Raw genomic sequence first — 25594 nt, forward strand, 5'->3', positions numbered from 1 at the left:
CAGAGGGACCGATGAACGATCTCACCGAAATGGCTACCCTGTCCGCCGCCACCGCGCCGGCCGGGCTCGACGCGGCCGTTGCCGGCGCAACCGATGCGCTGCTGGCCGCGCAGAACGCGGACGGACACTGGGTCTACGAACTTGAGGCCGATTCGACGATTCCCGCCGAATACGTTCTGCTCGTCCACTATCTCGGCGAGACGCCGAACCTCGAGCTCGAACAGAAGATCGGCCGCTATCTGCGCCGCATCCAGCAGGCCGACGGCGGCTGGCCGCTGTTCACCGACGGCGCGCCGAACATCAGCGCGAGCGTGAAGGCGTATTTCGCGCTGAAGGTGATCGGCGACGACGAGAACGCCGAGCACATGCAGCGTGCGCGCCGTGCGATCCACGCGATGGGCGGCGCCGAGATGTCGAACGTGTTCACGCGGATCCAGCTCGCGCTGTACGGTGCGATTCCGTGGCGCGCGGTGCCGATGATGCCGGTCGAGATCATGCTGCTGCCGCAGTGGTTCCCGTTCCATCTGTCGAAGGTGTCGTACTGGGCGCGTACCGTGATCGTGCCGCTGCTGGTGCTGAACGCGAAGCGGCCGCTCGCGAAGAACCCGCGCGGCGTGCGCATCGACGAGCTGTTCATCGATCCGCCCGTCAACGCCGGCCTGCTGCCGCGCCAGGGCCACCAGAGCCCCGGCTGGTTCGCGTTCTTCCGCGTGGTCGACCATGCGTTGCGCGCGGTCGACGGCCTGTTTCCGAGCTACACGCGCGAACGCGCGATCCGCCAGGCCGTGTCGTTCGTCGACGAGCGCCTGAACGGCGAGGACGGCCTCGGCGCGATCTATCCGGCGATGGCCAACTCGGTGATGATGTACGACGTGCTCGGCTATGCGGAAGATCATCCGAACCGCGCGATCGCGCGCAAGTCGGTCGAGAAGCTGCTCGTCGTGCAGGAGGACGAAGCGTATTGCCAGCCGTGCCTGTCGCCGGTATGGGACACGTCGCTCGCCGCGCATGCGCTGCTCGAGACCGGCGATGCGCGTGCCGAGGAAGCCGTGCTGCGCGGCCTCGAATGGCTGCGCCCGCTGCAGATCCTCGACGTGCGCGGCGACTGGATCTCGCGCCGCCCGAACGTGCGGCCGGGCGGCTGGGCATTCCAGTACGCGAACGCGCACTATCCGGACGTCGACGATACGGCGGTGGTCGTGGCGGCGATGGATCGCGTCCAGAAACTCAGGCAGAACGATGCGTATCGCGATTCGATCGCGCGTGCGCGCGAGTGGGTCGTCGGGATGCAGAGCAGCGACGGCGGCTGGGGCGCGTTCGAACCGGAAAACACGCAGTACTACCTGAACAACATCCCGTTCTCGGATCACGGCGCACTGCTCGATCCGCCGACGGCCGACGTGTCGGGCCGCTGCCTGTCGATGCTGTCGCAGCTCGGCGAGACGCCGCTGAACAGCGAGCCGGCGCGCCGCGCGCTCGACTACATGCTGAAGGAGCAGGAGCCGGACGGCAGCTGGTACGGCCGCTGGGGGATGAACTACGTGTACGGCACGTGGACGGCCCTGTGCTCGCTGAACGCGGCCGGCCTGACGCCGGACGATCCGCGCATGAAGCGCGGCGCGCAGTGGCTGCTCTCGATCCAGAACAAGGACGGCGGCTGGGGCGAGGACGGCGACAGCTACAAGCTCAACTACCGAGGCTTCGAGCAGGCGCCGAGCACGGCGTCGCAGACGGCCTGGGCGCTGCTCGGCCTGATGGCGGCCGGCGAGGTGAACAACCCGGCCGTCGCGCGCGGCATCGAGTACCTGATCGCGAACCAGAACGAAGAGGGCCTGTGGGACGAGACGCGCTTCACGGCGACGGGCTTCCCGCGCGTGTTCTACCTGCGCTACCACGGCTATCGCAAGTTCTTCCCGCTGTGGGCGCTCGCGCGCTATCGCAACCTGAAGCGCGACAACGCCACGCGCGTGACGGTCGGGCTGTAACGCGTGGCGCCGACGCAGCACAACGGCACGTTGCCCGTCATCGCCGTCACGGGGATGGCGTTCGAGGCACGCATCGCGCGCGGTCGCGGTGTCGAGGCCGTGTTCGCCGCGCGGGCCGACCGGCTCGAGCGTGCGTTGGCCGAGGCGACCGCGCGCGGTTGCGCGGGCATCGTGAGCTTTGGCACGGCGGGCGGCCTTGCGCCCGACCTCGCGCCCGGCGCACTCGTGATCGCGGATGCGATCGACGGGCCGTTCGGCCGCGTGCAGACCGATCCGGGCTGGAGCGCGCGGCTCGTCGCGGCGCTGCACGACACGCCGGTGTGGGCGCGCATCACGCGCGGCACGATGGCGGCGGTCGGCGCGCCGGTGGTCAGCGAGCAGGAGAAGGCGTCGCTGCACCGCGCGAAGGGTGCGCTCGCCGTCGACATGGAATCGCATATCGCCGCGGCCTTCGCGGCGTCGCGCGGCGTGCCGTTCGCGGTGTGCCGCGCGATCGTCGACCCGGCGTGGCGCACACTGCCGCGCGCGGCGACGGCCGGCCTGCGTGACGACGGCAGCACCGCGATCCTGCCGATCCTGCGCGAACTGCTGAAGCAGCCGTCGCAGCTCGGCCCGCTGCTGCAGGTCGCGGGCGACGCGCGCGCGGCGCGCACGACGCTGATCCAGGCGCGGCACGCATTCGAGCGTGCGGGCGCGATGCGGATTGCCTGAGCGGCGTTCGCTGCGTTCTCCTTTCCCCCTTCCTTTTTCCGTTCGCGTACGCGCAAAAAAAGAGCGCCGCATGATGCAGCGCTCTTCGGCTTTCCGGTGGATTCCGCGCCGCGTTACTGCGCGGCCGGACTGCTCGCAGGCACGGTCGGCATCGCTGGCGCGATCGGCGCGCCGTTGGCGGCGGGCGCGGTCGTTGCCCCGGCCGATACCGCCTCAGGGGCCGCGGCAGGCGCACTCGCGGGCATCGCATTGTCCGCGCCCGGATCGTCATACTGCGGCAACCCCGGTGCAGCCGGCGCGTTGTTCGGCGCGGCGCCGCCCGCCCCGCCCGACTCGCCCGGATCCTCGTAGTTCGGCAAGCCCGGCACGGCCGGCGTGGCCGCCGGCACCGCGCCCGATTCACCCGGCTCGGCGTAGTTCGGCGGCGCGGCCGATGCCGACTGGCCGTGATACGTCAGCGACTTGCGCTGCTGCAGGTACGCGTCGCGGACGAACGAATACGGATCGAGCGCCGCCTGCTTCAGCAGATCGGTTGCGCCGAGCAGGTCCGAACGCGCGCTGATGAACTGCGCGATGTACATCGGATTGCGCACGGCCGGCTCGATGTAGTTCAGCAGGTTGAAGCGGACGTCCACCGCGCGGCCGACACCGTCGCGAATCGTGCTCGGGCCGAACACCGGCAGCACGAGGTACGGGCCGGACGGCATGCCCCAGCGCGCCATCGTCAGCCCGAAATCCTGGTGATGTTTCGGCAGGCCGGCCGGCGTCGCGATGTCGATCAGGCCGCCGACGCCGAACACCGAGTTCATCGCCACGCGCATCAGATCCTGCGTCGCATCCGTGATGCGCAGCTGCAACAGGTTGTTCGCCATGTTGCCGAGATCGCCGAGGTTCGAGAAGAAGTTGCTGATCGCGGTGCGCATCGGCGTCGGCGTGATCTTCTGGTACCCCTTCGCGATCGGCACGGCGATGTTCGTGTCGACCGTGTCGTTGAACTTGTACATCGCACGGTTCATCGGCTCGAGCGGGTCGTTGGGGTTGCGGTTCGGGCCCGTCGCGCAGCCGCTCAACACTGCGCTGGCAGCGACGGTCGCCGCAATGATTCGCACCTTATTCATTGTTTCCTTGCGATTGGTTCTTGGCGCGTTTGACGCGCGGTTTGCCCATCAGGACGGGCTGAAATACCACGGCGCCGATCAGCGTGCAGGTCAACGCCAGCGCGAGCAGCTTGCCCATGCTCGACGTGCCCGGATGATGCGACAGCCACAGGCTGCCAAAGGCGGTTGCCGTCGTTGCGGCGCTGAACAGCACCGCGTGCGTGAGGCTCGAATGCAGCAGGCCCGTCTGGCCCGCGCGCCACGCCATCACGAAGTACACCTTGAACGCGACGCCGACGCCGAGCATCAGCGGCAGCGCGATGATGTTCGCGAAGTTCAGCGACATGCCGAGCACGACGCACATCTCGAGCGTGACGAGACCCGACACGAGCAGCGGCACCAGCGTGCGCAGCACGTCGCCGAAGCGGCGCAGCGTGATCCACAGCAGGATCGTGATCGAGATGATCGACCACAGCGCCGCGTGCAGGAACGCGTTGATGATCGTGTCGGCCGAATGCAGGATCGAGATCGGGCCGCCGATCGCGCCAGGTTCCGCGGCCTTCACTGCTTTCGCGAAGTGGCGCAGCATCGTGTCGTCGTTCGGGTCGACGCCCTTCGGCACCTTCGGCGAAATCTGCACGAGCGCGTGGCCGTCGGGTGCGATCCAGTCGCGCACGAGCTGCGGCGGCAGCGATTCGCGCGTGACGTCCTGCGGCTGCAGCAGCGTCGCGAGCTGGTTGAGCGCGATGCGCAGCGTGTCGGAGAACGCGCGCTCGGCGCGGTCGCGCGTCGCGCTGTCGGCGGCGGCGAGCTTCGCGAGCGATGCCGACAGATGCTGTGCGGCGGCCGCGCCCGGCCCCGGGTGGTCTTCCGCCGCGTAGCTCAGCAGGTCGGACGCGCGCTTGAGCGCGGCGACCCGCTGCGCGTCGGGCACGCTCGGCGCGGCCGGCTGCGTCAGCGCGGGCAGCAGGTCGCTCGCGGCCGCGGCGATCGCCGCGCGCTTGGCCGGCTGGTCGGCCGGGACGAAGGTCGTGAGCGTCGTCGTGCGGCCGACTTCCGGCAGCGCGTCGAGGCGTTTCGCGGCCGCGTCGGCATCGGCGAGCGACGGCGCGAGCAGCGTGACGTCGTTGACGGCTGCTTCGGGCGAATCCTTCAGCGCGAGCAACGTCGCCATCGATTCGCTGTGCGGATCCTTCAGGTGCAGCGGGTTGAAGTCGAAGTGCAGGAACGCGAGCAGCGGCAGCGCGCCGATCACGACGGCGAGCGTGCCGATCAGGATCGGCTTGCGATGGCGATCGAGGAAGTCGTCGACCGGCGCGAGCCACGGGAAGCCCGGCGTCTTCGATTCGCCGGGCGGCGCGAACAGGCGCAGCAGCGCGGGCAGCAGCGTGAGCGTGGTCAGCAGCGCGACGAACATCCCGACGCCCGCGATCAGGCCGAGCTCGGACACGCCGCGATAGGCGGTGGGGATGAACGAGAAGAAGCTCGCCGCGACCGCCGCGGTGGCGAGTGCGAGCGGCATGCCCATCGAGTGCGCGGCGCCGATCAGCGCGTGATCGATGCGCGGATCGCGGAAGCGTTCCTCGCGGTACTTCACGCCGTACTGGATCGAGAAGTCGACGCCGAGGCCGACGAACAGCACCATGAACGCGACCGAGATCATGTTCAGCGAACCGACCATCGCGAGGCCGAGCGCGGCAGTCACGACGAGGCCGACGAACAGCGTGACGAGCACGGAGCCGATCATCCGCTTCGAGCGCAGCGCGAGCCACAGGATGACGAGCACGGCGAGCAGCGTGAGCGCGCCGTTGAGCGCGGCGCCGTCTTCCACCGACGCGAATTCGTCGTCTGCGAGCGGCTGTTCGCCGGTCAGGCGCACGACCGCGCCGTAGCGCTGCTCGAGGCCGAGCGCTTTCGCGGTATCGCGGATCACCTGGGTCGTTTCGGCGCCGGCCTTCAGCGCACCGTAGTTGACGACCGGCTGCACGGTGACGAACGCGCGTGCGGGCTGGCGCGCGGCGTCGCTGTCGACCAGCCCGCGCCACGAGAACGCGGCCGGCTTGCCGGCCAGCACGTCGTCGACCGTCGCGGCGCTGCGTGCGAGCAGTTTCGCCATCGAGGGCAGCTTCACCTGGCCCGTCAGGAGCGGCTGGCCGAGCGTGGTGGACAGCGTGGTCGCGAGCCCCGTCAGGCTCGGGTTCTTCGCGAGTTCGTTGACGAGCGGGCGCGCGCTCGCGAGCTGCGACGTCGTATCCGACACTTCCTGCGGCGACAGGAACAGCAGCCCGTTGTGCTCGAAGAACGGGCCGCCGCCGGGTTCGGCGACCTGGCCGATGCGGCCGGCGTCGGCCTGCTTCTGCAGTGCTTCGGTGAGCGCATGCGCGGCGGCGGTCGCGAATTCGGGCGCGGGCGCCTCGACTACCGTGAGGATCGTGCCGTTGCGTTGCGGGAACGCGTTGTCGACGGCCTGGCCGAGCACGGCCCATTGCGGTTCCGCGTCGACGAGCTTGCTGATGTCCGTGTTGATCTTGAAGTGCTGCGCGACATAGACGCCGCTGAAGAGGGCGATGACGAGCGACAGCACGACGACCCAGACGGGGCGGCGTACCGACAATGCGACGAGTCGGACGATGAGAGATGTCACCATGTGGCGGTGGGAAGGGGCTGGCAAGGGCAAAGGAACGAGTATACCGGCGCAACGTGGCGTCAGTCGCGACGTTGGCGCGTAAAGGGGCGGGAAGGATATTTGCTCCGCAGCACACGAATCGGCGCAGGTGGCCCGGCAATTTGTATGGGGATATTTACATAATCGGCCGGAATCGCGCGGCGGCGGGCCCGGTGACAAAAGGGGTTCAAAGGTAACAGTCGGTCACCGCGCGGCAGGCGGGCGCCCGGGCCGCTATACTTCGACCCACCGGCCGATGCAATCGATGCAATCCGCCGGCCGTTTTTTTCTAATCGAGTGCGATTATCCGTATGAAACGTCATCTGTTTGCTTTCGTCGCGGCGGCTGCCGTGTCGGTTTCCGCTTTCGCGCAGAGCGCGCCGGTCGACGTCGTCCGCACTGCGGTCGAGGGCACGGTCAACGCGATGAAGGCCGATCCGGGCGCGCGCGGTGGCGACATGGCGAAAGTCACGCACGTCGTCGAGCAGCGCTTCCTGCCCGCGACGAACTTCGAGCGCACGACCCGCATCGCGGTCGGCGATGCCTGGAAGCAGGCGACGCCGCAACAGCAGCAGGAGCTGTACAAGCAGTTCAAGCTGCTGATGACGCGCACCTATGCCGCATCGCTCGCGCAGCTCGGCAGCCAGGACGCGAAGTTCTCGTTCAAGGCGAGCGGCGCGTCGGGTGCCGATGCGCTGGTGCAGTCGACGGTCACGACGCCGGGCGACAGCCAGTCGGTCGGCTACCGGCTCGGCAAGGTCGGCAGCGACTGGAAGATCTACGACATCGACATGTCGGGCGCGTGGCTGATCCAGGTCTACCAGGGCCAGTTCAAGAGCCAGCTCGCGTCGGGCGGTATCGACGGGCTGATCGCGTATCTGCAGAAGCACAATTCGCGGACGAATTGACGGTCGCGGCGCGAGCCGCGACTGAAATGCGACGCTGAAATCATCGCGCCCCGGTCGCGAATGCGGCCGGGGCGTTGCACATTGAACAAATGCACCGTCAGTGTTTCACCTGGCGCCGAACTACCCGGTTAACGCCCCAAACAGCCAAGCCGGCCACGACGAGACAGACGGCCAGTACGAGCAAGAGCCCGATCCCCTCGACGTCGTCGGCATGCGCAATGGTGTCAACCCCGAAAAATGCCATCGCCGATTCGATTGTCGCGGGAATGTGCGTCTCGATCGGGAGACGGACGAACCAGCGTGTGAGCAGCGTGCCGAGAATGAGGGTCGCCAGGATGTTGAGGGCATAGCGCGTGACCTTCATTACCGCACCTCGACGATTCCATATGCCTTGACGTTGCTCCCCGGGGGCGGCAACGTTGCGCCCCGTGCCCGAAGGTGCGCCGATAACCGTTCGAAGTCTTGCGCATCCTTCACGGTGATGCAGCCTTCGCTGCGTCCGAGCGGGCCGTTCGGATGCAGGCGGAATGCGCCGCGGCGCACGCCGTTCACGGTTGTCCAATCGTCGATTGTCCCGTCGGCACGGTACAGCGCAAACCATCTATCCCGGTTGGTTCCATACAGGTTCGCATGCACGAAGTCATAGAGCCATCCCAGGCGGCCTCCCGACTGTCGATCGACGACGTAATACAAGCCCTGCGGCAAAGGACCTGACTTCGGCTTCGCGATCGCTTCCGGTTGGTTGCGATCGTTTGGCATGCCGCTGAACGCCGATACGGGACCGGCGCCACCGCATGAAAGGGGGGAAATCGGCCGCCCGTTCAGGACGAAGGTGCATGACGCTGACATGGGTGATCCCGCAGTTGATTTGGACGGACCGTATCAGATGAACCTGGGACACTCAACTCGGTAGTCCTGCCGGGGACCACGATCGGGTTGCCCTCCTCTGTGAAATCGTCTTGAACCACGACGTCTACGGACGCACGCGCGCGACTGCGCGCGGCAGCCGAAAAATGTTACGGACTGTCCGCGAAATCACTGTCGCTGTAAGTTGAGTCAAGGCAAGTCAAGCCGTGCTTCTCGACTGCATCGCGTAAGACGCGACGGCCTGACACCGGATGTGGTTCGTCACGTCGAACATTCATGTCAAAGGACCTGAATGTAAAAAATCGGCCGGCAATCCGCTCACCGCCGCCGATGCTCGACCGCAAACTTGATCAGCTCCGCTTGCCCTTCGATCTCGAGCTTTCGCTTCAGGTTGAGCCGATGGGTTTCCACCGTGCGCACCGACAGCCCCGTCTGCTGCGCGATCTGCTTGCTCGACAGCCCCTCGGCCAGCGCATCGAGGATGTCGCGTTCGCGCGGGGTCAAGCGGTCGAGCGGCGACGCGGCCGCGCTCGCCTGGATCATCCGCGCGGCGAGCCCCTCGCTGAAGAACGTCTGCCCGGCCAGCACCGCGCCGATCGCGCGCACGATCTCGCTCGCCGGCGAATCCTTCAGCAGATAGCCGTGCGCGCCGGCGCGCACGGCCTGCGTCACGTATTCGATGTTGTCGTGCATCGACAGCATCAGCACACGGATCCCCGGAAAGCGCTCGTGGAACACGCCGGCGAGCGTGATGCCGTTCATCCCGTTCATGCCGACGTCCATCAGCGCGAGATCGGGTTCGAGCGATGCAGCGAGCGCGAGCGCCTCGTCCGCGTTGCCGGCTTCGCCGACCACGGACAGGTCGGCCGCCTCGAGCCGCATCCGCAGGCCGTCGCGCACCAGCGGGTGGTCGTCGACGAGCAGCAGTCGGGCGGCGGGCCGGGCGGTGTCGGGGGCGCTCATGGGCAAAGGTCTCCGGTTATGGTGGCGCGTTATCAGGCGACGGCGCGCAGCGGCACGCGCGCGGCCACGACGGTGTGGCCGACCTGCGACGTGATCGTCAGCGCGCCGCCGAGCGCGTCGAGGCGCTCGCGCATGTTGCGCAGCCCGATGCCGCGGCGCGCATCGGTCTGCGAACGCTCGGCGTCGAAGCCGCAGCCGTTGTCGGCGATGGTCAGCGTGACGGAATGCGCGCCGACGTCGAGCGTGACGGCCGCGCGCGACGCCTGCGCATGATGCACGATGTTGCTGAGCGCTTCCTGCGCGATCCGGAACAGCGCCGTATTGACCGGCGCGGGCAACGGCCGCGCGCCGCTGTGCGCGACCTGCGTATAGCCGATGTCGATGCCGCTTTCCGCGCCGAACTCGCGCACGAGCTGCTCGAGCGCGGCCGCGAGGCCGAGATCGTCGAGCATCGCCGGGCGCAGCGCATGCGAGATGCGCCGCACCTCGCGCAGCGTGTCGCCGAGCCGCCCGACACCCGACGCGAGTGCCTGCTCGGCTTCAGGCATGCGCGTCGCGCCACGCTCGAAACGCGCGAGCGCGGATTCGAGCATCAGCTTCGCGGACACCATCATCTGGCTGATCCCGTCATGCAGCTCGCGCGACAGCCGCTCGCGCTCCTGCTCCTGCGATTCGACGACGCGCTGCGCAAGCTGCTTGAGCTTCGCGTCGGCGCTGCGCGACTCGCTGACGTTCAGCACCAGCGCGCAGACGGCGATCACCGCCGCGCCGGTCAACGCGATCGCGGTGAGCCAGGTCATCGTGCGCTCGATGTTCGCGGACGCGCGCGCGTCGATGCGCTGCAGCGCGGTGTCGACGTCGTCGAGATAGATGCCGGTGCCGACCATCCAGCCCCAGCGTTCGAGCGCGACGACGTAGCCGAGCTTCGGCGCGGCCTTGCCCGTCGACGGCCGCTGCCACGTGTAGCGCACGTAACCGCCGCCGTGCGACGCGGCGCCGATCAGTTGCTGGATCGTCAGCGCACCCTGCGGGTCGCGCATCGACCAGTAGTTGTGGCCGACGCGCTCGGGCTCGCGCGGATGCATCAGCGCATTGCCGTGCAGGTCGTATACGAAGAAATAGCCGTCGGGGCCGAAATCCATCTTCTGCAGCATCGCGAGCGCTTGCGTGCGCAGCAACCCCTCGTCGCGCGCATTGCGGCCGCTCGCGTCGTACAGCGGCATGATCGCGCTCGTCGCGAGCTCGACGTAGTGCTTCAGCTCGACTTCCTTGCTCGACAGGTAGGCAGCCTGGATCGTCGCATGCTGCGTGCGCGCGAGCGACGTCGCCTGCTGGCGCACGCCGAAGCCGATGCCGGCGATCGCGAGCAGGAACGGCACGATGGCCAGAAGGAAAATCTTTGCCTTGAGTCTCATGGTGGTGCGAAGCGGGCGCGGGCCGGCGGGCGCGTGTGCCGCGCGGCGGCGCGGCGAGCCGACATTGTCGGCGATTTTGCCCGTGGGCGGCGGTGCGGCGGCCGGACGGCCAGCCGGCGCGCAGGTCGGCTCAGACGCGGCGCGGCGTGCGGTCGACGGACGGGGCCGTCTGCACGACAACCTGGTTGCGCCCGCGTTCCTTCGCGCGGTACAGCGCGTCGTCGGCGAGCTTCAGCGCGGCCTGGATGCTGTCGTCGCGTTCCGGATAGCAGGTCGTCACGCCAATGCTCGCGGTCAGGCGGCCGGACGTGCTCGTGTCGTGCCGGATCCCCAGATCGAGGATGCTGGTGCGGATCGCTTCGGCGATCGTCACGGCGCCGTTCGTGTCGACGTCGGGCAGCACGACGACGAACTCCTCGCCGCCGTAGCGGGCCGCATAGTCGGCCGGGCGCCGCAGGCAGCCGGCGATGCAGCGGCCGACGGCGGCGAGCGCATCGTCGCCGGCCTGGTGGCCTTGCGTGTCGTTGTAGCGCTTGAAGTGATCGACGTCGACGAACAGCAGCGACAGCGCGTGCTGCGAGCGCGCCGCGCGGCGCCATTCGCGCGCGAGCGTGACGTCGAGCATCCGGCGGTTGTCGAGGCCGGTGAGGCCGTCGGTGCGCGCGAGGGCCTGCAGTTCGGTTTCCGCGCGGTGACGCTTGCGCAATTGCACGTCGAGCAGCAGCGACAGGCCGACGAAGCCGAGCGCGAGCACGGCCATGGCCGTGCCGATCGGGATCGCGCGGTCGTACCACGCGGCGTAGGTGTCGGCTTCCGAGCGCGCGACCATGATGATCAGCGGCAGGTTATCGAGGTGCCGGAACACGTACAGGCGCCGCACGCCGTCGATCGACGCGGTATCGGCGAAGCTGCCCTCGCTGGCGGTCATGAACTGCCGGAACGTGCTTGCCTTGCTGATGTCGCGGCCGACGATCGCCGGGTCGTACGGCTGGCGCGCGAGCATCAGGCCGTCGGTATTGATCAGCGCCATCGACCCGCGATCGCCGAGCGCGAGGCGCGAGAACAGGTTCTGGAAATATTCGAGCCGGATCGACATCACGGCAACGCCGCCGAACGACCCGTCGGGCCGCGTGATTCGCCGGCTGAGCGCGACGCTCGGCGAGCCGTCGCGCAGCCGTGAATGGTATGGGTCGCTGACGTACAAGCCGACGTCCGGGTGGTCGCGCTGCACGGTGAAGTACCGTTCGTGGGCGAAATTGGCCTTGCGCGGCACGTCGCTCTTGCCGTCGACCGCAATGTCGCCGTTCGCGTCGAGCACGTAGATGCCGCCGAGGTACTTGGCCGTCGTCGCACGATCGAACAGCACCTGGCGGCGCAGCGGCATCGGCAGCGCGACGATCGTCGGATCGTTCTCGCCTTCGACGACCGCCTGCAGCGACAGTGAGTAGAACTCGATATTGCGTTCGATGTCCCACGACGCCATCAGCGCGATGTTCTGCTGCGTGATGCGCGCACGGTCGCGCGCGTCGATGCGGGCTTCGTACAGCACGATGCCGCAGAGCAGCATCAGGAGCAGGCCGATCAGCAAGCCCGAATAGAAGATCAGGTGCGGCAGGAGGAGCCTGCGCAATTGCGCCGCGACACGGCCCGTCAGGCCGGATTCGCTGGGCATTGCGTAGTCGGTTTCTGCCATGGTCCGTGGATCGATGGGCATCGCCGCCGGGCGGTGGGCCGATGCTATTGTTCGTATGATTGGACGGGGGCGATCGGGTATGCGGCCCCCGGCACGCATTTGTCCGACTGACCGAGAAAACGGGGGACGATTATCGGTATTTGCGGTTGGATAAACCGCCAGGTCCCCTGTTTACCGGCAAGATTTGCCGCGATTCGACGATCCGACGAATCGGGCGGCGCGGATTGGTCCGAGTATAACGCGCACATTGGCGTGCGCGGAAAATGTTGTGAATCGTTGATCCGGATCAAATTAGCGCGGCCTCCGAAACTTGCCAATTGCGCGCAGAGCGTTGCAGCGCAAGGCTCCGTGCCCGCGCGGGAGCGGCGTGCATTCCGCGGTCGCCGATTTTCGCGGTGAGCGGCCGGCGAACGCGAAACCCGAAGTCGTGCGATACGGACCGGTTATCCGTTTCAGCATCCGCATAAATTCATAGATGAAAACGGGCGGCCGGTGATGGCCGCCCGTTTCGGGAAACCGCATGCGGGAAAGCCCGCATGCGAAGGTTCACGCGCCGCGCTGTTGCGCCTTGAACGCGAGCCGGAACCGATGCAGCAGCGGCTCGGTATAGCCGCTCGGCTGCGACGTGCCCTGCAGCGCCAGCGCGCACGCGGCCTTGAACGCGGTCGACTGGTCGTAGCCGGGCGCCATCGGGCGGTAGTTCGGGTCGCCCGCGTTCTGCTGGTCGACGATGCGCGCCATCCGCTTGAACACGTCGAGCACGAACGCCTCGGTGATCACGCCGTGGCGCAGCCAGTTCGCGATGTGCTGGCTCGAGATGCGCAGCGTTGCGCGGTCTTCCATCAGGCCGACGTCGTGGATGTCGGGCACCTTCGAGCAGCCGACGCCCTGTTCGACCCAGCGCACCACGTAGCCGAGGATGCCCTGCGCGTTGTTCTCGACCTCGCTCAGGATCTCGGCCTCGCTCCAGGCGGCGCGCTCGACGACCGGCACGGTCAGCAGCCCTTCGAGCAGTGCGTCGCGCTCGCTCGCGTACGGCGTCTTCTCGAGCTCCTGCTGGACGGCCTGCACGTCGACGAGGTGGTAGTGCAGCGCGTGCAGCGTCGCGGCGGTCGGCGACGGCACCCAGGCGGTGTTCGCGCCGGCGCGCGGATGCGCGATCTTCTGCTCGAGCATCGCGTGCATCAGGTCCGGCATCGCCCACATGCCCTTGCCGATCTGCGCGCGGCCGCGCAGGCCGGCCGACAGGCCCGCGAGCACGTTGTTGCGCTCGTACGACTGGATCCACGCCGACGACTTCATGTCGCCCTTGCGGATCATCGGGCCCGCTTCCATCGCGGTGTGCATCTCGTCGCCGGTGCGATCGAGGAAGCCGGTGTTGATGAACGCGACGCGCGCGGCGGCCGCGGCGATGCACGCGGCGAGGTTCACGCTGGTGCGGCGCTCCTCGTCCATGATGCCCATCTTCAGCGTGTTGCGCGGCAGGTTGTACAGATCCTCGATGCGCGCGAACAGCGTATCGGCGAACGCGACTTCGACCGGGCCGTGCATCTTCGGCTTCACGATGTAGATCGAGCCCGTGCGCGAGTTGCGCTTCGCCTTCAGGTCGTGCAGCGAGCACAGCACCGTGACGACGCCGTCGAGGATCCCTTCCGGAATCTCGTTGCCGTCGCGGTCGAGCACCGCGCCGTTGGTCATCAGGTGGCCGACGTTGCGCACGAACAGCAGCGAGCGGCCGTGCAGCGACAGCGTGCCGCCGGCCGGCGTCGTGTACTCGCGATCGGCGTTCAGGCGGCGCGTGAAGGCCTTGCCGCCCTTCGCGACTTCCTCGACCAGCGTGCCCTGCATCAGGCCGAGCCAGTTGCGGTAGAGCTGGACCTTGTCGTCGGCGTCGACCGCCGCGACCGAATCCTCGCAGTCGATGATCGTGCTGACCGCCGCTTCGAGCACGACGTCCTTCACGTTCGCGAGATCGGCGCGACCGATGGGGGTCGATGCGTCGATCTGGATCTCGAGGTGCAGGCCGTTGTGCTTGAGCAGGATCGCGGACGGCGCGCCCGCCGCGCCCTGGTAGCCGACGAATTGCGCCGGCTGTGCGAGGGGCACGACGCCCTTGCCGGTTTCGACGGCGAGCTGGCCGTCCTGCACGCGGTAGCGCAGCGCGTCGCGGTGCGAGCCGCTCGCGAGCGGCGCCGCGTTGTCGAGCACGTCGCGCGCGTAGTCGATCACGCGCTGGCCGCGCGTCGGGTTGTAGGCCGCGGTGCGTTCCGCGCCGCCGTCCTCGGGCAGCGCATCGGTGCCGTACAGCGCGTCGTACAGGCTGCCCCAGCGTGCGTTCGCGGCGTTCAGCGCATAGCGCGCGTTCGACAGCGGCACGACGAGCTGCGGGCCGGCTTGCGTCGCGATCTCGCTGTCGACGTTCGTGGTGGCTGCCGCGACGTTCGACGGGACCGGCACGAGGTAGCCGATCTGTTCGAGGAACGCGCGATACGCGGCATGGTCGCGCACCGGGCCGGGGTGCGCGCGATGCCACGAGTCGAGTTCCTGCTGGAGGCGGTCGCGTTCCGCGAGCAGTTCGCGGTTGCGCGGCGCGAGGTCGTGCACCAGGGCCGAGAAACCGCTCCAGAACGCGGCCTTGTCGATACCGGTGCCCGGCAGTGCTTCGTTTTCAATGAACTGGCTCAGCGCTGGCGCGACTTGCAGTCCTGCTTGGTCGATCATCGTGATTCCTCCCGGGGAAAAATGCGCGCGCGGCTTGGCTGGTTATGCCGCGACGCTTTGTGTGCCGGCGCGGGCAATCTGCGCGTCCTGTTCGGACTTTACGCCAGACACACCGATCGCGCCTGCAATGCGGCCGTCCACCGTGACCGGCACGCCGCCTTCGAGCAACCCCGTCAGCGGCACGCTCAGAAACGCCGTGCGGCCACCGTTGATCATATCCTCATACGCCTTCGTCTCGCGACGGCCGAGCGCCGCCGCGCGCGCCTTGTCCTGCGCGATGCAGGCGCTGGCCGCCGACGCGCCGTCGAGGCGTGCGAACGCCAGCAGGTGGCCGCCGTCGTCGACGATGGCAATCGACACCGCCCAGCCGTGACGCTCGGCTTCCGCGCGGGCGGCGGCAAGCATGCGTTCGACATCGGCGAGTTCGAGTTCGGGTTTCGTTTTCAAGGTGTTCCTCCGGAATCAGCGGTCAGTTGACGAGTCGGTTGTCGACGAGCTCGATCCAGTGGCGCACGGACGTACGGCCCGCGCCGTTCAGGTGAGTCTGGCAGCCGACGTTGGCCGTGACAATCAGGTCCGGCCGCGCGGCTTCGAGCGCGTCGAGCTTGTTGTCGCGCAGTCGGGTCGCGAGTTCGGGCTGCGTCAGCGAATAGGTGCCGGCCGAGCCGCAGCACAGGTGGCCGTCGGCGACATTCGTCAGATCGAAGCCGAGCCGCGTCAGGATGCTTTCCACCGCGCCGCCGAGCCGCTGCGCGTGCTGCAGCGTGCACGGGCAATGCACCGCGACGCGGCGCGGCGTCGCATCGGCCAGCGCGTCGAGCGGTTCGGCCGTGATCACTTCGGCGAGATCGCGCGCAAGCGCGCTGACGCGCCGCGCCTTGTCCGCATAGACGGGGTCGGAGCGCAGCAGGTCGCCGTATTCCTTCACGAACGCGCCGCAGCCGCTTGCCGTCAGCACGATCGCTTCCGCGCCGGCCTCGATCGCGGGCCACCACGCATCGATGTTGCGGCGCGCTCGCGCGAGCCCCGCCTCCTGTGCGTTCAGGTGATATTCGGTCGCGCCGCAGCAGCCGGCTTCGCGCGCGGGCGTCACGCTGATGCCGAGCCGGTCGAGCACGCGTGCCGCGGCCGCGTTGGTGTTCGGCGACAGCGATGGCTGCACGCAGCCTTCGAGCAGCAGCACGCGCCGCGCATGGCGTACCGGCGGGCGCGGGGTGTCTGCCGGCGCGGCGGCCGGGATCTTGTCCTGCAGTGTCGCGGGCAGCAGCGGGCGCAGCGCGCGGCCGGCCTTCAGCAGCGCGGCGAACGTCGCCGGCCGCGGCACGACGTGACGCAGGCCCGCACGCAGCAGGCGTTCGCGTGCCGGGCGGCGCGCGCGCTTTTCCGCTTCCGCGCGGCCGATGTCGAGCAGCGTGTGATAGCGCACGCCGGACGGACAGGTCGTCTCGCAGTTGCGGCAGGTCAGGCAGCGATCGAGATGCCGCTGCGTGCGCTCGCCGCACGGCTCGCCTTCGAGCATCTGCTTGATGAGGTAGATGCGCCCGCGCGGCCCGTCGAGCTCGTTGCCGAGCACCTGGTAGGTCGGGCAGGTCGCGTTGCAGAAGCCGCAGTGCACGCAGGCGCGCAGGATCGCTTCCGCTTCGTCGGCCCGGTCGAGGGCCTTGCTTGCTTCGCTGAGATTGGTTTGCATCGGCGGTTCGAAGTCGGGTTGGCGTCAGACGTCCGCGTACAGGCGGCCGGGATTGAAGATCGCATGCGGATCGAGTTGTGCCTTCAGCTGCCGGTGCACGCGCAGCAGCGCGGGCGGCAGCGGCTGGAACGGCTCGGGCGTCGTGCCGGGCGTGAAGCAGGTCGCGTGGCCGCCCCACTGCGCGGCGAACCGCTGCACGTCGGCCGGCGCGGCGTCGCTCTTCAGCCAGCGCTGCGCGCCGCCCCAGTCGACGAGTTGCACGCCCGGCAGCGCATCGAGCGGCGCGGCGGCCGGCACCGACACGCGCCACAGCGGGCGCGGATCGTCGAAGAACGGCAGCGACAGGTCGCGCAGCCGTGCCCAGAAGCCGTCGACGCGATCGTCCATGCGCTCGCCGCCGATCGTGTCGCGCGCGGCCTTCACCGAGCCCTCGCCGCCTTCGAGCCGCACGCGCAGCACGCCGTCCGCGTGGCAGGCGCCCGCGAGCGGCAGCCCGGCGCGACGCCATCCGGCGACGCGCTGCACCGCTTCGCCTGCCGTGAGCGGCAGCGCGAGATCGCCGGTCGCGCGCGGCTTCGGCAGCACCTTCAGCGATACCTCCGTCACGACGCCGAGGCAGCCGAAGCTGCCCGCGAGCAGCCGCGACACGTCATAACCCGCGACGTTCTTCATCACTTCGCCGCCGAAGCGCAGGTGTTTCGCGTGGCCGGTGATTACCCGGCAGCCGAGCACGAAATCGCGCACCGCGCCGGCCCACGGGCGGCGCGGCCCCGACAGCGCGGCCGCGAACATCCCGCCGACGGTTGCCGCGCCGCCGAACGTCGGCGGCTCGCACGGCAGCATCTGGCCGGCCGCGTCGAGCATCGCCTCGAGTTCGGCGAGCGGCGTGCCCGCGCGTGCGGTGATGACGAGTTCGGTCGGGTCGTACGCGACGATGCCGCGGTGCGTGCGCACGTCGAGCGTGCGGCCCTCGACGGCACGGCCGACAAACGCCTTCGTGCCCGCGCCGCGGATGTGCAGCGGCTGGCGATCGTGGATCGCGGCGTCGATCTGCGCGACGAGCGCCGCGCTGTCGTCGATCGATTCGGGTTCGCGTTCGCGTCGCATCAGAAGCGCTCCAGTTCGGGAAACGGCAGCTTGCCGTGATGGACGTGCATCGCGCCGAATTCGGCGCAGCGGTGCAGCGTCGGGATGTTCTTGCCGGGATTGAGCAGGCGCTGCGGATCGAACGCCGCCTTCACCGCATGGAAGAACGTGATTTCGTCGGCGTTGAACTGCACGCACATCTGGTTGATCTTCTCGCGCCCGACGCCGTGTTCGCCCGTGATGCTGCCGCCCACCGCGACGCACAGCTCGAGGATTTTGCCGCCGAGCGCTTCCGCGCGGTCGAGCTCGCCGGGGCGGTTCGCGTCGAACAGGATCAGCGGATGCATGTTGCCGTCGCCTGCGTGGAACACGTTCGCGACCGGCAGCGCGTATTCGGCGGACAGCGCGGCGATGCCTTCGAGCACGCGCGGCAGCTCGCGGCGCGGGATCGTGCCGTCCATGCAGTAGTAGTCGGGCGACATGCGGCCGACCGCCGGAAACGCGTTCTTGCGGCCGGCCCAGAAGCGCTGGCGCTCGGCTTCGTCGCGCGCGACGCGGATCTCCGACGCGCCGGCGTCGCGCAGCAGCGCGGCGACGCGTGCGGCGTCTTCTTCGACATCGGTCGCCGCGCCGTCGAGTTCGCACAGCAGGATCGCCTGCGCGTCGACCGGATAGCCGGCGTGGATGAAGTCCTCGGCCGCGCGGATCGCGAGGTTGTCCATCATCTCGAGCCCGCCCGGGATCACGCCCGCGCCGATGATCCGCGCGACCGCCGCGCCGGCTTCGGCGACGTCGTCGAAGCTCGCCATCAGCACCTTCACGCTTGGCGGCTTTGGCAGCAGCTTCACCGTCACTTCGGTGACGATGCCGAGCATTCCCTCGGAGCCGGTGAACAGCGCGAGCAGGTCGAAGCCGGGCGCATCGAGCGCGTCGGCGCCGAGCGTCAGCGTGTCGCCGTCGATCGTCAGGATCTCGACCTTCAGGATGTTGTGCACCGTCAGCCCGTATTTCAGGCAGTGCACGCCGCCTGCGTTTTCGGCGACGTTGCCGCCGATCGAGCATGCGATCTGCGACGACGGATCGGGCGCGTAATAGAGGCCGTACGGTGCGGCGGCCTGCGAGATCGCGAGGTTGCGCACGCCGGGCTGCACGCGCGCGATGCCGGCATCGGCGTCGATTTCGAGAATCCGGTTGAACTTCGACATCGCGAGCAGGAGGCCTTTTTCGAGCGGCATCGCGCCGCCCGACAGCCCGGTGCCCGCGCCGCGCGCGACGACCGGCACGCCGTGCGCGGCCGCGACGCGCAGCACCGCGCGCACCTGCTCGACCGTGTCGGGCAGCACGACCGCGAGCGGCACCGTGCGGTATGCGGCGAGGCCGTCGCATTCGAACGGCTTCAGCGCCTCGCGCTCGTGCAGCACGTCGAGGCCGGGCGCCGCCGCGTTGAGCGCGGCGACGAGCGTGTCGCGGTCGACGGTCGCCAGCGCGCCGTCGATCCGTTCGTCGTAGGTGAAACTCATCGTCTGTCTCCGTCTCCACCATGCAGGCGGCCGCGGGATGCGCAGCGCGCCGGATGGACGGCATTCTTGGCGGGTGGCCGACGCGTGTCCAGACGTCTCTGGCATGGTCATACCAGTTTTTCGAGGCGTGCCTGGCGGGTAGTGGTGGTTGTGACGGAAAACCCAATTGCTACAAGGGTTTGTGAGAAAATCGGCGATATCGTTCCGAAGTGGTCATACCAGTATGGAAATGCAGGATAGACAGGCGCCGGCGCGCAACGTCGCCGATGTCGTCGCCGAGCGGATCGAGCAGCTGATCGTCGACGGCGTGCTGAAGGCCGGGCAGGCGCTGCCGTCCGAGCGGCGGCTCACGGAGAAGCTCGGCGTGTCGCGCACGGCCGTGCGCGAAGGGATGAAGCTGCTGCGCGCGCGCGGGATCATCGACACGACGCACGGCAAGGGTTCGTTCGTTGCGAGCCTGACCCCGCAGCGCGAAGTCTCGCCGATGATGCATCTGCTCGGCTCGCAGCCGCGCACGCTGTATGACCTGTTCGAGGTGCGCGGCATGCTCGAGACCGAAGCCGCGCGGCTCGCCGCGCTGCGCGGGACGCCCGCCGACTTCATCCTGATCCGGCGCCGCTACGAGGAAATGACGGCGGCCGATGCGCAGGATCTCGATCCGGCCGCACGCGCGAAGCTCGACCATGCGTTCCATCTCGCGATCTGCGAGGCGTCGCACAATCCGGTGCTCGTCAACACGCTGCAGTCGCTGACCGACCTGCTGCTCAGTTCCGTGTTCGCGTCGGTGAACAACCTCTATCATCGCGAGCCGCTGAAGAAGCAGATCGACCGTCAGCACGCGCGGCTCTACAACGCGGTGACCGGGCGGCTGCCCGACCAGGCGCGCAAGGCCGCGAGCGAGCATATCCGGCAGTGCGTCGAGTATCTGCGCGAGATCGAAGCGGAGGAGCAGCGGCTCGTGCGCTCGACGCTGCGCCTCGAAGGGTGGACCTGAACCGAACCGTATGACCGAATGGTCGGTGTCGCCATGACGTGTATCAAGCATGTTGCGCCGGGAGTGCGGCCTGGCGGCCGAATATGTCACAATGTGATCTATTCGATGCGTGGCCCGACACGAACCGTTTCGCCTTTGCGCGACGCGCGCTTTGGCCGTTGACCGTTGACCGTGACGCGCCGCCGATCTTGAAAGGAGGACGCTGCATGTCGATTCCGACGCGTGGCGACGGGCCCGAGGCCCGCGCCGTCCAGATCCTGCATCGCCCCGTTTGCGACCTGCTCGGCTGTGCATGGCCGATCGTGCTCGCGGGCATGGGCGGTGTCGCGCGGGCCGAACTCGCGAGCGCGGTGAGCGCGGCCGGCGGGTTCGGTTTTCTCGGGATGGTGCGCGAGCCGGTCGCGCTGATCCGGCGCGAGGTCGAGCAGGTGCGCGCGGCCACCGAGCGGCCGTTCGGCGTCAACCTGATTCCCGCGTCGACGCCGCCCGAGTTGCTCGATGCGCAGCTCGACGCGTGTATCGAATTGCGTGTGCCGGTGGTCGCACTGTTCTGGGACGTGACGCCGGGTGTCGTGCGGCGTCTGCGCGATGCGGGCGTGCGTGTGGTGCATCAGGTCGGCTCGCTCGACGATGCGCGCGCGGCCGAGGCGGCGGGCGCGCAGGCGCTGATCGTCCAGGGGTATGAGGCTGGCGGCCATGTGCGTGGCGATCGGCCGCTGGCCGAGTTGCTGCCTGAAGTGGTTCACGCGACGCGGTTGCCGGTGCTGGCAGCGGGCGGGATCGTCGACGGCGCGGACGTGGCCGCCGCGATGGCGCTCGGCGCGCAGGGCGCGGTCATGGGCACGGCGTTCATCGCAACGCACGAGTCGTTCGCGCATGCGTATCACCAGCAGCGGATCGTCGATGCGCGTGAAGGCGACACGCTGTTGACCGATATCTTCCACATCAATTGGCCGCGCGGCGCGCGGGTGCGTGTGCTGCCGTCGAGCGTCACGCGTGGCGAGCGTGGGGATCCTTTCGGTGATGAGCGCGTGGTGATCGGCGATGAGGAAGGGCGGCCGATCTACCTGTTCAGCACGGATTCGCCGCTGCGTACGATGACGGGCGATTTCGAAGCGATGGCGTTGTATGCGGGTACCGGCGCCGGGAAGATCCGGGCGATCGAATCGGCCGGCGACGTGCTGCGCCGGATCGTGCTCGATGCGGCGGCGATCGTCGAGAAGGGCGTCGTGGCTTCACCGGCAGGCGAGGCGGATGAAAATCGTGCGGCGTTGCTCACGGCGCTCGATGAGTTGCTGGAGGCGGAGCGCGCGGGTGCACGTGTGGCGTCGGAAACGGCGGCCGAGGTCGGCGACGATCAGGAACTCCATCGGCTGATCGCGCATATTCGGCAGGATGAGGCCCACTGGTGCAGCGTGCTGGTCGATGCGATTCGCACGCTCGGTGCGACGCCGACGCGTGCGACCGGTTCGTTCTATGAAAAGGCGATGGCGATCGACGATCTGGCCGAACGGATGGCGTTTTTGAACCGAGGTCAGAGGTGGGTCGTGCGCAAACTGCAGACGCTGCTGCCGACGCTCGCCGATCCGGATATTCATCACGCGCTGTCGCTGATGCTGGTCGCGCATGAGAAGAATATCGGGGCGGTGGATGTGCGGTTGAGGGAGCAGGGGGCGGGGAGCGTTTAGGCGGATGGGCGTTGAGGATGGGCGTTGATTCGCCCGCGCTGTTCTGACGCGTGCGTGTACCGGTAATCGATGGTGGCGTAAATGACGTTCTTCCCTCGTTTTAGGCCGAATGACGCTATTCGAGGGTTATCGGTAAAATACGCCTCTCGGGTATTTCAGTCATTGTTTCGTCATGCATCGAATCGGATTCTTCGTTTGCCGTGGCTACGATGCGCTTGATCTTGGCGGGCCACTGTCGGCCTTCAATCAGGTGGCCACGGCAGCCGGGCATACGCCATACGATCTTCAAGTAATTTCGCAATCCGGCGGCCCGGTTCCTGGCAATACGGGCCTGTCGATCGAGACAAAGCCGATCGGGAGGCGCTCGTTTGATACCGTCGTTTTCGTGGGGGGAGATATCGATCCGATGCAGACATCGGAGAATATCGCCGCTGCGAAAAAATTGACCGCCAGGGCATCGCGGGTGGCAAGCGTGTGCACGGGCGCGTTTCTGCTTGCGGAAACCGGCTCGCTGGATGGCTTGAGAGCAGCGACCCACTGGCGATACGCTGCGCTGTTGCAGTCGCAATTCCCTCGCACCAGGGTCGACGGCGATAGCATCTATATCGTGGATGGCCGCGTCTGGACGTCGGCGGGCATCGCCTCCGGAATAGACCTGGCGCTCGGCATGATTGAAAGAGATATGGGCGCGGAGGTTGCGCGCGCTGTCTCCAGGCTTCTGGTTGTTCCGTATCGTCGACCGGGCGGGCAGTCCCAATTCTCCGCCATGTCGCAGATGGAGCCGGAATCGGATCGTATCCGCATCGCGCTGAATTTCGCCAGGGAGCATCTGGCTGAAGCATTACCTGTCGAACGACTCGCGGATGCCGCGAGATTGAGTTTGCGACAGTTCGGACGAGCCTTTCGGCGCGAAACCGGAGAAACGCCTGCCAAGGCAGTCGAGCGCTTGCGCGTCGAAGCGGCGAGGTTGCGTCTGCAGGGTGGCAGCGAACCGATCGAACAGATTGCCCTGGCTGTCGGGTTCACCGATCCGGAACGGATGCGGCGGGCCTTCATCAAACTGCATGGGCACCCGCCGCAGGCGATTCGACGCGAGAGCAGATCGAATGCAGCGCGCTGATCGACCGCCGGCCGGTCAGCGCGCTGCGTGGTCAACGTTTCTCCAGCGGGCTATGTCGCCGGACACTCAATGGTCATCGGTTTTGACGGGACCGTAACCATTCCACATGTCGCGATGCAGTTTCCACACGCCCGCCTGCTTCACAAAGACGAGAATCTGCTTGGCGCGGATCTTGAGTTTTCCATCGTGATCGCGGACTTCCGCATCCGAGACCTCCGTCACGATCCGATCATTACCGTAGAACTCGTCATGGCTGAACGATACGGTGCCGGGTTTTGATCCTGCATACCCCTTGGTGAAGTACTCGACGATCGCGCGGTTCCCCGTGACTTTGTCGCCTCCGGGCGGCAAGAGTGTGCCGTCGTCGGTATAGAGGCGCCCTATCGCTTCATAGTCTCCGCGCGCAAAAGCATCTGCCCATCGCGCGTTTTCGGCTCTGATGGCCGCTTCGGGCGGACGTTGCGAATCGCCAGCAGTGGCCGGCGCCGTGAATGCGAAAAAGGAGACGCAGGCTGCAAGGGCAGCAGTACAAAAGCGGATCTGTTGCATCGAGTGATTTCCGAACGGGCTTGAATGGATAGGGCGTCGCCAAACAGACGGGTGGAGCAGACAATGCCGGCTGCGGCCTTCATCGAGGCCGGCGGCCATGCACACATTGCCGGCAAGCGTTTCAGCGAACGCCGGGGATGCGTGCGAGCCCCCTGGATGCGCCGGGCAGTTTCTTGTCGACCATCGCGATGACTTCCGGCCGTGCGTCCCTGGGATGCCCGGAGTGGAACGGCGGAGCGGGGTCATATTCGATCACGAGCTGCGTGAATTCGGCGGCCTGTTGACCGCGCAGTTTCGCTGCCACGCGAAGTGCGAAGTCGATGCCCGCCGTCACGCCGCCGCCGCTCATGAACCGTCCGTTGTCGTCTTCCACGAAGCGATCGGGAACGGGAATGGCGCCGTATTCGGCCAGCTTGTTGACGAAGGCCCAATGGCAGGCGCTTCGCTTGCCATTGAGAACGCCCGTTGCGGCGAGCACGAGTGATCCGTTGCAAACCGACGTAACGTGCGTGGCGCTTTCTGCCAGACGCCGGATCTGCGCCTGATACGCCGGCCGCATCGGCGCCGTCAAATCGGACCCGCCGGGGACGAGGATCACGTCGGTCTTCTCGATATCGGCCAGTCGTTCAGTCTTGCCATACACGACGCCAAATTCGAGGATCACGTCGCCCCCATTGAGGCTCGCGTAGCGAACGTTCGTATTGGGTAGCCGATGGAAAATCTCGCTGGGGCCCGCGAAGTCGAGAAGCGTACCGCCGTCGTAATTGACGATCAAAATGTCGAGCGGGTCATTCGGGGAAAGTATTCCTTCGCTGCCGGCCTGTGCACGAGCAGGCGTCGCGTGCCCAAGCAATGCGCTACCCCCCAGCACGGCGCCGAGGGTGGCGATGCTTCCAAGCTTGAGAACATCGCGGCGCGAGCGACCTGCCCGGGCGAGTTGCGTGACGGAATCGTTGTTATCGCTACTGTCGATCAAGATGATTTCTCCTGGCACTTCGGCCCCTCTGCGAGCGCACCCGGGCTGGGCCGGATTGAATAACCGCCACGACGAAGTGCGTGGCGGATGCGAGATCAGGATGTGGATGTGACGCGATGACGTGTCGGGCGCGGGAATCGAGAACCGCGGGCTTAAAGCTGCGACGCACCACCATCGACGACCAGTTCGGTGCCGACGACGTACGAGGATTCGTCGCTGGCGAGATAGAGTGCCGCGTAGGCGATGTCCTCGGCCTTGCCCATGTAGCCCACCGGAATGGCTGCGGCGAACTCGGCCTGACGGTCGCGCACCCATTCGTCGGGCATGCCCCACTTGGTGAGCAGTGGCGTCTTCATCGCGCCGGGCGCGATCGCGTTGAAACGGATTTTCCGGTCGAGAAACTCATAGGACCAGCTGCGAGCAAGCGATCGCACGGCAGCCTTCGCCGCCGCAGTCAACGAGATGCCATGCTTGCCGGTCTGCGCGACGAACGATGTATTGAGGATGACAGAGGAACCTTCTCGCAAGTACGGCAGCACCGCTTGAAGCGTGTACACCACGCCCTTGACGTTGATGTCCATGATCTCGTCATAGCGTTCGTCGTCGATGTCATCGATTGCGGACGGGAAAGCCCAGCCAGCGTTGGCGAACACGACATCCAGGCCACCGAACTTCTCTTTTGCTTCTGCGGCAATCGCTCGCATGTCCCGGATCGACCGTACGTCGCCCTTGAGAACGACCGCATTCTCGCCGAGTTCGGTCTTCACGCGCTCGAACACGGCGTCATCGCGACCGGTCACGGCGACTCGGGCGCCTTCCGCAATGAACAGCTTCGCGGTTGCAAGGCCGATGCCACTGGTTCCACCCGTGACCAAGGCCGACTTGCTCTTGAGTCTCATCTTCCGTTCCTTTTCATGTCATGTGATCGATCAGGCCGAAAGTCCAA

The 25594-nt window shown here is 67.4% G+C and carries 21 protein-coding genes; 6 read left to right on the forward strand and 15 right to left on the reverse strand.

Annotated features, from left to right (window positions below; translation table 11 throughout):
* Positions 1–11: 11 nt before the first annotated feature.
* Both shc and DIE15_RS05230 read left to right on the forward strand, forming a co-directional pair.
* Positions 12–1985, forward strand: coding sequence for a squalene--hopene cyclase (gene shc, locus DIE15_RS05225; RefSeq protein WP_057925470.1), 1974 nt, complete (start codon positions 12–14; stop codon positions 1983–1985).
* A 3-nt stretch (positions 1986–1988) separates the two neighbouring features.
* On the forward strand, positions 1989–2696 hold the full coding sequence (locus tag DIE15_RS05230; RefSeq protein ID WP_082664636.1) for a phosphorylase: 708 nt from the start codon (positions 1989–1991) through the stop codon (positions 2694–2696).
* Positions 2697–2809: 113 nt separating this feature from the next.
* Here DIE15_RS05230 and DIE15_RS05235 read toward each other — a convergent pair whose 3' ends face one another.
* Complete coding sequence (locus DIE15_RS05235; protein ID WP_124832571.1) at positions 2810–3814, reverse strand: VacJ family lipoprotein; 1005 nt, start codon at positions 3812–3814, stop codon at positions 2810–2812.
* Positions 3807–6440, reverse strand: a complete 2634-nt coding sequence (locus tag DIE15_RS05240) for an MMPL family transporter (protein ID WP_057925472.1) — start codon at positions 6438–6440, stop codon at positions 3807–3809. Before DIE15_RS05240 ends, DIE15_RS05235 begins: the two co-directional genes overlap by 8 nt.
* A gap of 329 nt (positions 6441–6769) precedes the next feature.
* On the opposite strand from DIE15_RS05240, the gene DIE15_RS05245 reads away from it, so the two are divergent.
* On the forward strand, positions 6770–7366 hold the full coding sequence (locus DIE15_RS05245; protein WP_124832572.1) for a phospholipid-binding protein MlaC: 597 nt from the start codon (positions 6770–6772) through the stop codon (positions 7364–7366).
* Positions 7367–7463: 97 nt separating this feature from the next.
* Here DIE15_RS05245 and DIE15_RS05250 read toward each other — a convergent pair whose 3' ends face one another.
* The 10 genes from DIE15_RS05250 to glcD form a co-directional block, all read right to left on the reverse strand.
* The gene (locus tag DIE15_RS05250) at positions 7464–7730 is read right to left on the reverse strand and encodes a hypothetical protein (protein ID WP_057925474.1); all 267 of its coding nucleotides are present in this window, start codon (positions 7728–7730) and stop codon (positions 7464–7466) included.
* Positions 7730–8215 carry a DUF2778 domain-containing protein gene (locus DIE15_RS05255; protein WP_124832573.1) on the reverse strand — a complete coding sequence of 162 codons (486 nt, stop codon included), beginning with the start codon at positions 8213–8215 and terminating at the stop codon, positions 7730–7732. Before DIE15_RS05255 ends, DIE15_RS05250 begins: the two co-directional genes overlap by 1 nt.
* A gap of 336 nt (positions 8216–8551) precedes the next feature.
* A complete protein-coding gene (locus DIE15_RS05260; RefSeq protein WP_124832574.1) occupies positions 8552–9196 on the reverse strand; it encodes a response regulator transcription factor in 645 nt (214 codons plus the stop codon).
* Positions 9197–9228: 32 nt separating this feature from the next.
* Complete coding sequence (locus tag DIE15_RS05265) at positions 9229–10611, reverse strand: cache domain-containing protein (protein ID WP_057925477.1); 1383 nt, start codon at positions 10609–10611, stop codon at positions 9229–9231.
* 130 nt (positions 10612–10741) lie between these two features.
* A complete protein-coding gene (locus DIE15_RS05270) occupies positions 10742–12304 on the reverse strand; it encodes a sensor domain-containing diguanylate cyclase (RefSeq protein ID WP_057925478.1) in 1563 nt (520 codons plus the stop codon).
* Positions 12305–12850: 546 nt separating this feature from the next.
* A complete protein-coding gene (locus DIE15_RS05275; protein WP_124832575.1) occupies positions 12851–15025 on the reverse strand; it encodes a malate synthase G in 2175 nt (724 codons plus the stop codon).
* A gap of 42 nt (positions 15026–15067) precedes the next feature.
* Positions 15068–15472: a heme-binding protein gene (locus tag DIE15_RS05280; RefSeq protein ID WP_057925480.1), complete on the reverse strand. Its 405-nt coding sequence runs from the start codon at positions 15470–15472 to the stop codon at positions 15068–15070.
* Between the two features lie 22 nt (positions 15473–15494).
* Positions 15495–16715: a glycolate oxidase subunit GlcF gene (gene glcF / locus DIE15_RS05285; RefSeq protein ID WP_124832576.1), complete on the reverse strand. Its 1221-nt coding sequence runs from the start codon at positions 16713–16715 to the stop codon at positions 15495–15497.
* A gap of 24 nt (positions 16716–16739) precedes the next feature.
* Positions 16740–17822 carry a glycolate oxidase subunit GlcE gene (gene glcE / locus DIE15_RS05290; protein ID WP_124832577.1) on the reverse strand — a complete coding sequence of 361 codons (1083 nt, stop codon included), beginning with the start codon at positions 17820–17822 and terminating at the stop codon, positions 16740–16742.
* The gene (gene glcD, locus DIE15_RS05295) at positions 17822–19321 is read right to left on the reverse strand and encodes a glycolate oxidase subunit GlcD (protein ID WP_057925483.1); all 1500 of its coding nucleotides are present in this window, start codon (positions 19319–19321) and stop codon (positions 17822–17824) included. The genes glcE and glcD overlap by 1 nt, the downstream gene beginning before the upstream one ends.
* 223 nt (positions 19322–19544) lie before the next feature.
* Here glcD and glcC point away from each other — a divergent pair, with 223 nt between their 5' ends.
* The 3 genes from glcC to DIE15_RS05310 all read left to right on the forward strand — a co-directional run bounded on the left by glcC (position 19545) and on the right by DIE15_RS05310 (position 23123).
* Positions 19545–20315, forward strand: coding sequence for a transcriptional regulator GlcC (gene glcC, locus DIE15_RS05300; RefSeq protein WP_057925484.1), 771 nt, complete (start codon positions 19545–19547; stop codon positions 20313–20315).
* A 206-nt stretch (positions 20316–20521) separates the two neighbouring features.
* Positions 20522–22003 carry a nitronate monooxygenase gene (locus tag DIE15_RS05305; protein ID WP_124832578.1) on the forward strand — a complete coding sequence of 494 codons (1482 nt, stop codon included), beginning with the start codon at positions 20522–20524 and terminating at the stop codon, positions 22001–22003.
* Between the two features lie 172 nt (positions 22004–22175).
* Entirely contained in the window at positions 22176–23123 is a 948-nt protein-coding gene (locus DIE15_RS05310) for a GlxA family transcriptional regulator (RefSeq protein ID WP_057925486.1), read from the forward strand.
* A 66-nt stretch (positions 23124–23189) separates the two neighbouring features.
* Here DIE15_RS05310 and DIE15_RS05315 read toward each other — a convergent pair whose 3' ends face one another.
* From DIE15_RS05315 to DIE15_RS05325, 3 genes are all read right to left on the reverse strand, one after another.
* Positions 23190–23672 carry an SgcJ/EcaC family oxidoreductase gene (locus DIE15_RS05315; protein ID WP_057925487.1) on the reverse strand — a complete coding sequence of 161 codons (483 nt, stop codon included), beginning with the start codon at positions 23670–23672 and terminating at the stop codon, positions 23190–23192.
* A gap of 121 nt (positions 23673–23793) precedes the next feature.
* Positions 23794–24648 (reverse strand): DJ-1/PfpI family protein, encoded by an 855-nt coding sequence (locus DIE15_RS05320; RefSeq protein WP_124832579.1) that lies wholly within the window; start codon positions 24646–24648, stop codon positions 23794–23796.
* Between the two features lie 152 nt (positions 24649–24800).
* Positions 24801–25547: an SDR family oxidoreductase gene (locus DIE15_RS05325; RefSeq protein ID WP_124832580.1), complete on the reverse strand. Its 747-nt coding sequence runs from the start codon at positions 25545–25547 to the stop codon at positions 24801–24803.
* Positions 25548–25594 lie beyond the last annotated feature (47 nt).

Origin of the sequence: Burkholderia sp. Bp9031, assembly GCF_003857965.1 — a bacterium.
In the GTDB taxonomy this organism is placed as follows: domain Bacteria; phylum Pseudomonadota; class Gammaproteobacteria; order Burkholderiales; family Burkholderiaceae; genus Burkholderia; species Burkholderia ambifaria_A.

Coding starts and splice junctions, on each gene's coding strand:
- shc (WP_057925470.1), top strand. CDS start 12: ATGAACGATCTCACCGAAATGGCTACCCTGTCCGCCGCCACCGCGCCG.
- DIE15_RS05235 (WP_124832571.1), bottom strand. CDS start 3,814: ATGAATAAGGTGCGAATCATTGCGGCGACCGTCGCTGCCAGCGCAGTG.
- DIE15_RS05240 (WP_057925472.1), bottom strand. CDS start 6,440: ATGGTGACATCTCTCATCGTCCGACTCGTCGCATTGTCGGTACGCCGC.
- DIE15_RS05245 (WP_124832572.1), top strand. CDS start 6,770: ATGAAACGTCATCTGTTTGCTTTCGTCGCGGCGGCTGCCGTGTCGGTT.
- DIE15_RS05250 (WP_057925474.1), bottom strand. CDS start 7,730: ATGAAGGTCACGCGCTATGCCCTCAACATCCTGGCGACCCTCATTCTC.
- DIE15_RS05255 (WP_124832573.1), bottom strand. CDS start 8,215: ATGTCAGCGTCATGCACCTTCGTCCTGAACGGGCGGCCGATTTCCCCC.
- DIE15_RS05260 (WP_124832574.1), bottom strand. CDS start 9,196: ATGAGCGCCCCCGACACCGCCCGGCCCGCCGCCCGACTGCTGCTCGTC.
- DIE15_RS05265 (WP_057925477.1), bottom strand. CDS start 10,611: ATGAGACTCAAGGCAAAGATTTTCCTTCTGGCCATCGTGCCGTTCCTG.
- DIE15_RS05270 (WP_057925478.1), bottom strand. CDS start 12,304: ATGGCAGAAACCGACTACGCAATGCCCAGCGAATCCGGCCTGACGGGC.
- DIE15_RS05275 (WP_124832575.1), bottom strand. CDS start 15,025: ATGATCGACCAAGCAGGACTGCAAGTCGCGCCAGCGCTGAGCCAGTTC.
- glcF (WP_124832576.1), bottom strand. CDS start 16,715: ATGCAAACCAATCTCAGCGAAGCAAGCAAGGCCCTCGACCGGGCCGAC.
- glcE (WP_124832577.1), bottom strand. CDS start 17,822: ATGCGACGCGAACGCGAACCCGAATCGATCGACGACAGCGCGGCGCTC.
- glcD (WP_057925483.1), bottom strand. CDS start 19,321: ATGAGTTTCACCTACGACGAACGGATCGACGGCGCGCTGGCGACCGTC.
- glcC (WP_057925484.1), top strand. CDS start 19,545: ATGGAAATGCAGGATAGACAGGCGCCGGCGCGCAACGTCGCCGATGTC.
- DIE15_RS05305 (WP_124832578.1), top strand. CDS start 20,522: ATGTCGATTCCGACGCGTGGCGACGGGCCCGAGGCCCGCGCCGTCCAG.
- DIE15_RS05310 (WP_057925486.1), top strand. CDS start 22,176: ATGCATCGAATCGGATTCTTCGTTTGCCGTGGCTACGATGCGCTTGAT.
- DIE15_RS05315 (WP_057925487.1), bottom strand. CDS start 23,672: ATGCAACAGATCCGCTTTTGTACTGCTGCCCTTGCAGCCTGCGTCTCC.
- DIE15_RS05325 (WP_124832580.1), bottom strand. CDS start 25,547: ATGAGACTCAAGAGCAAGTCGGCCTTGGTCACGGGTGGAACCAGTGGC.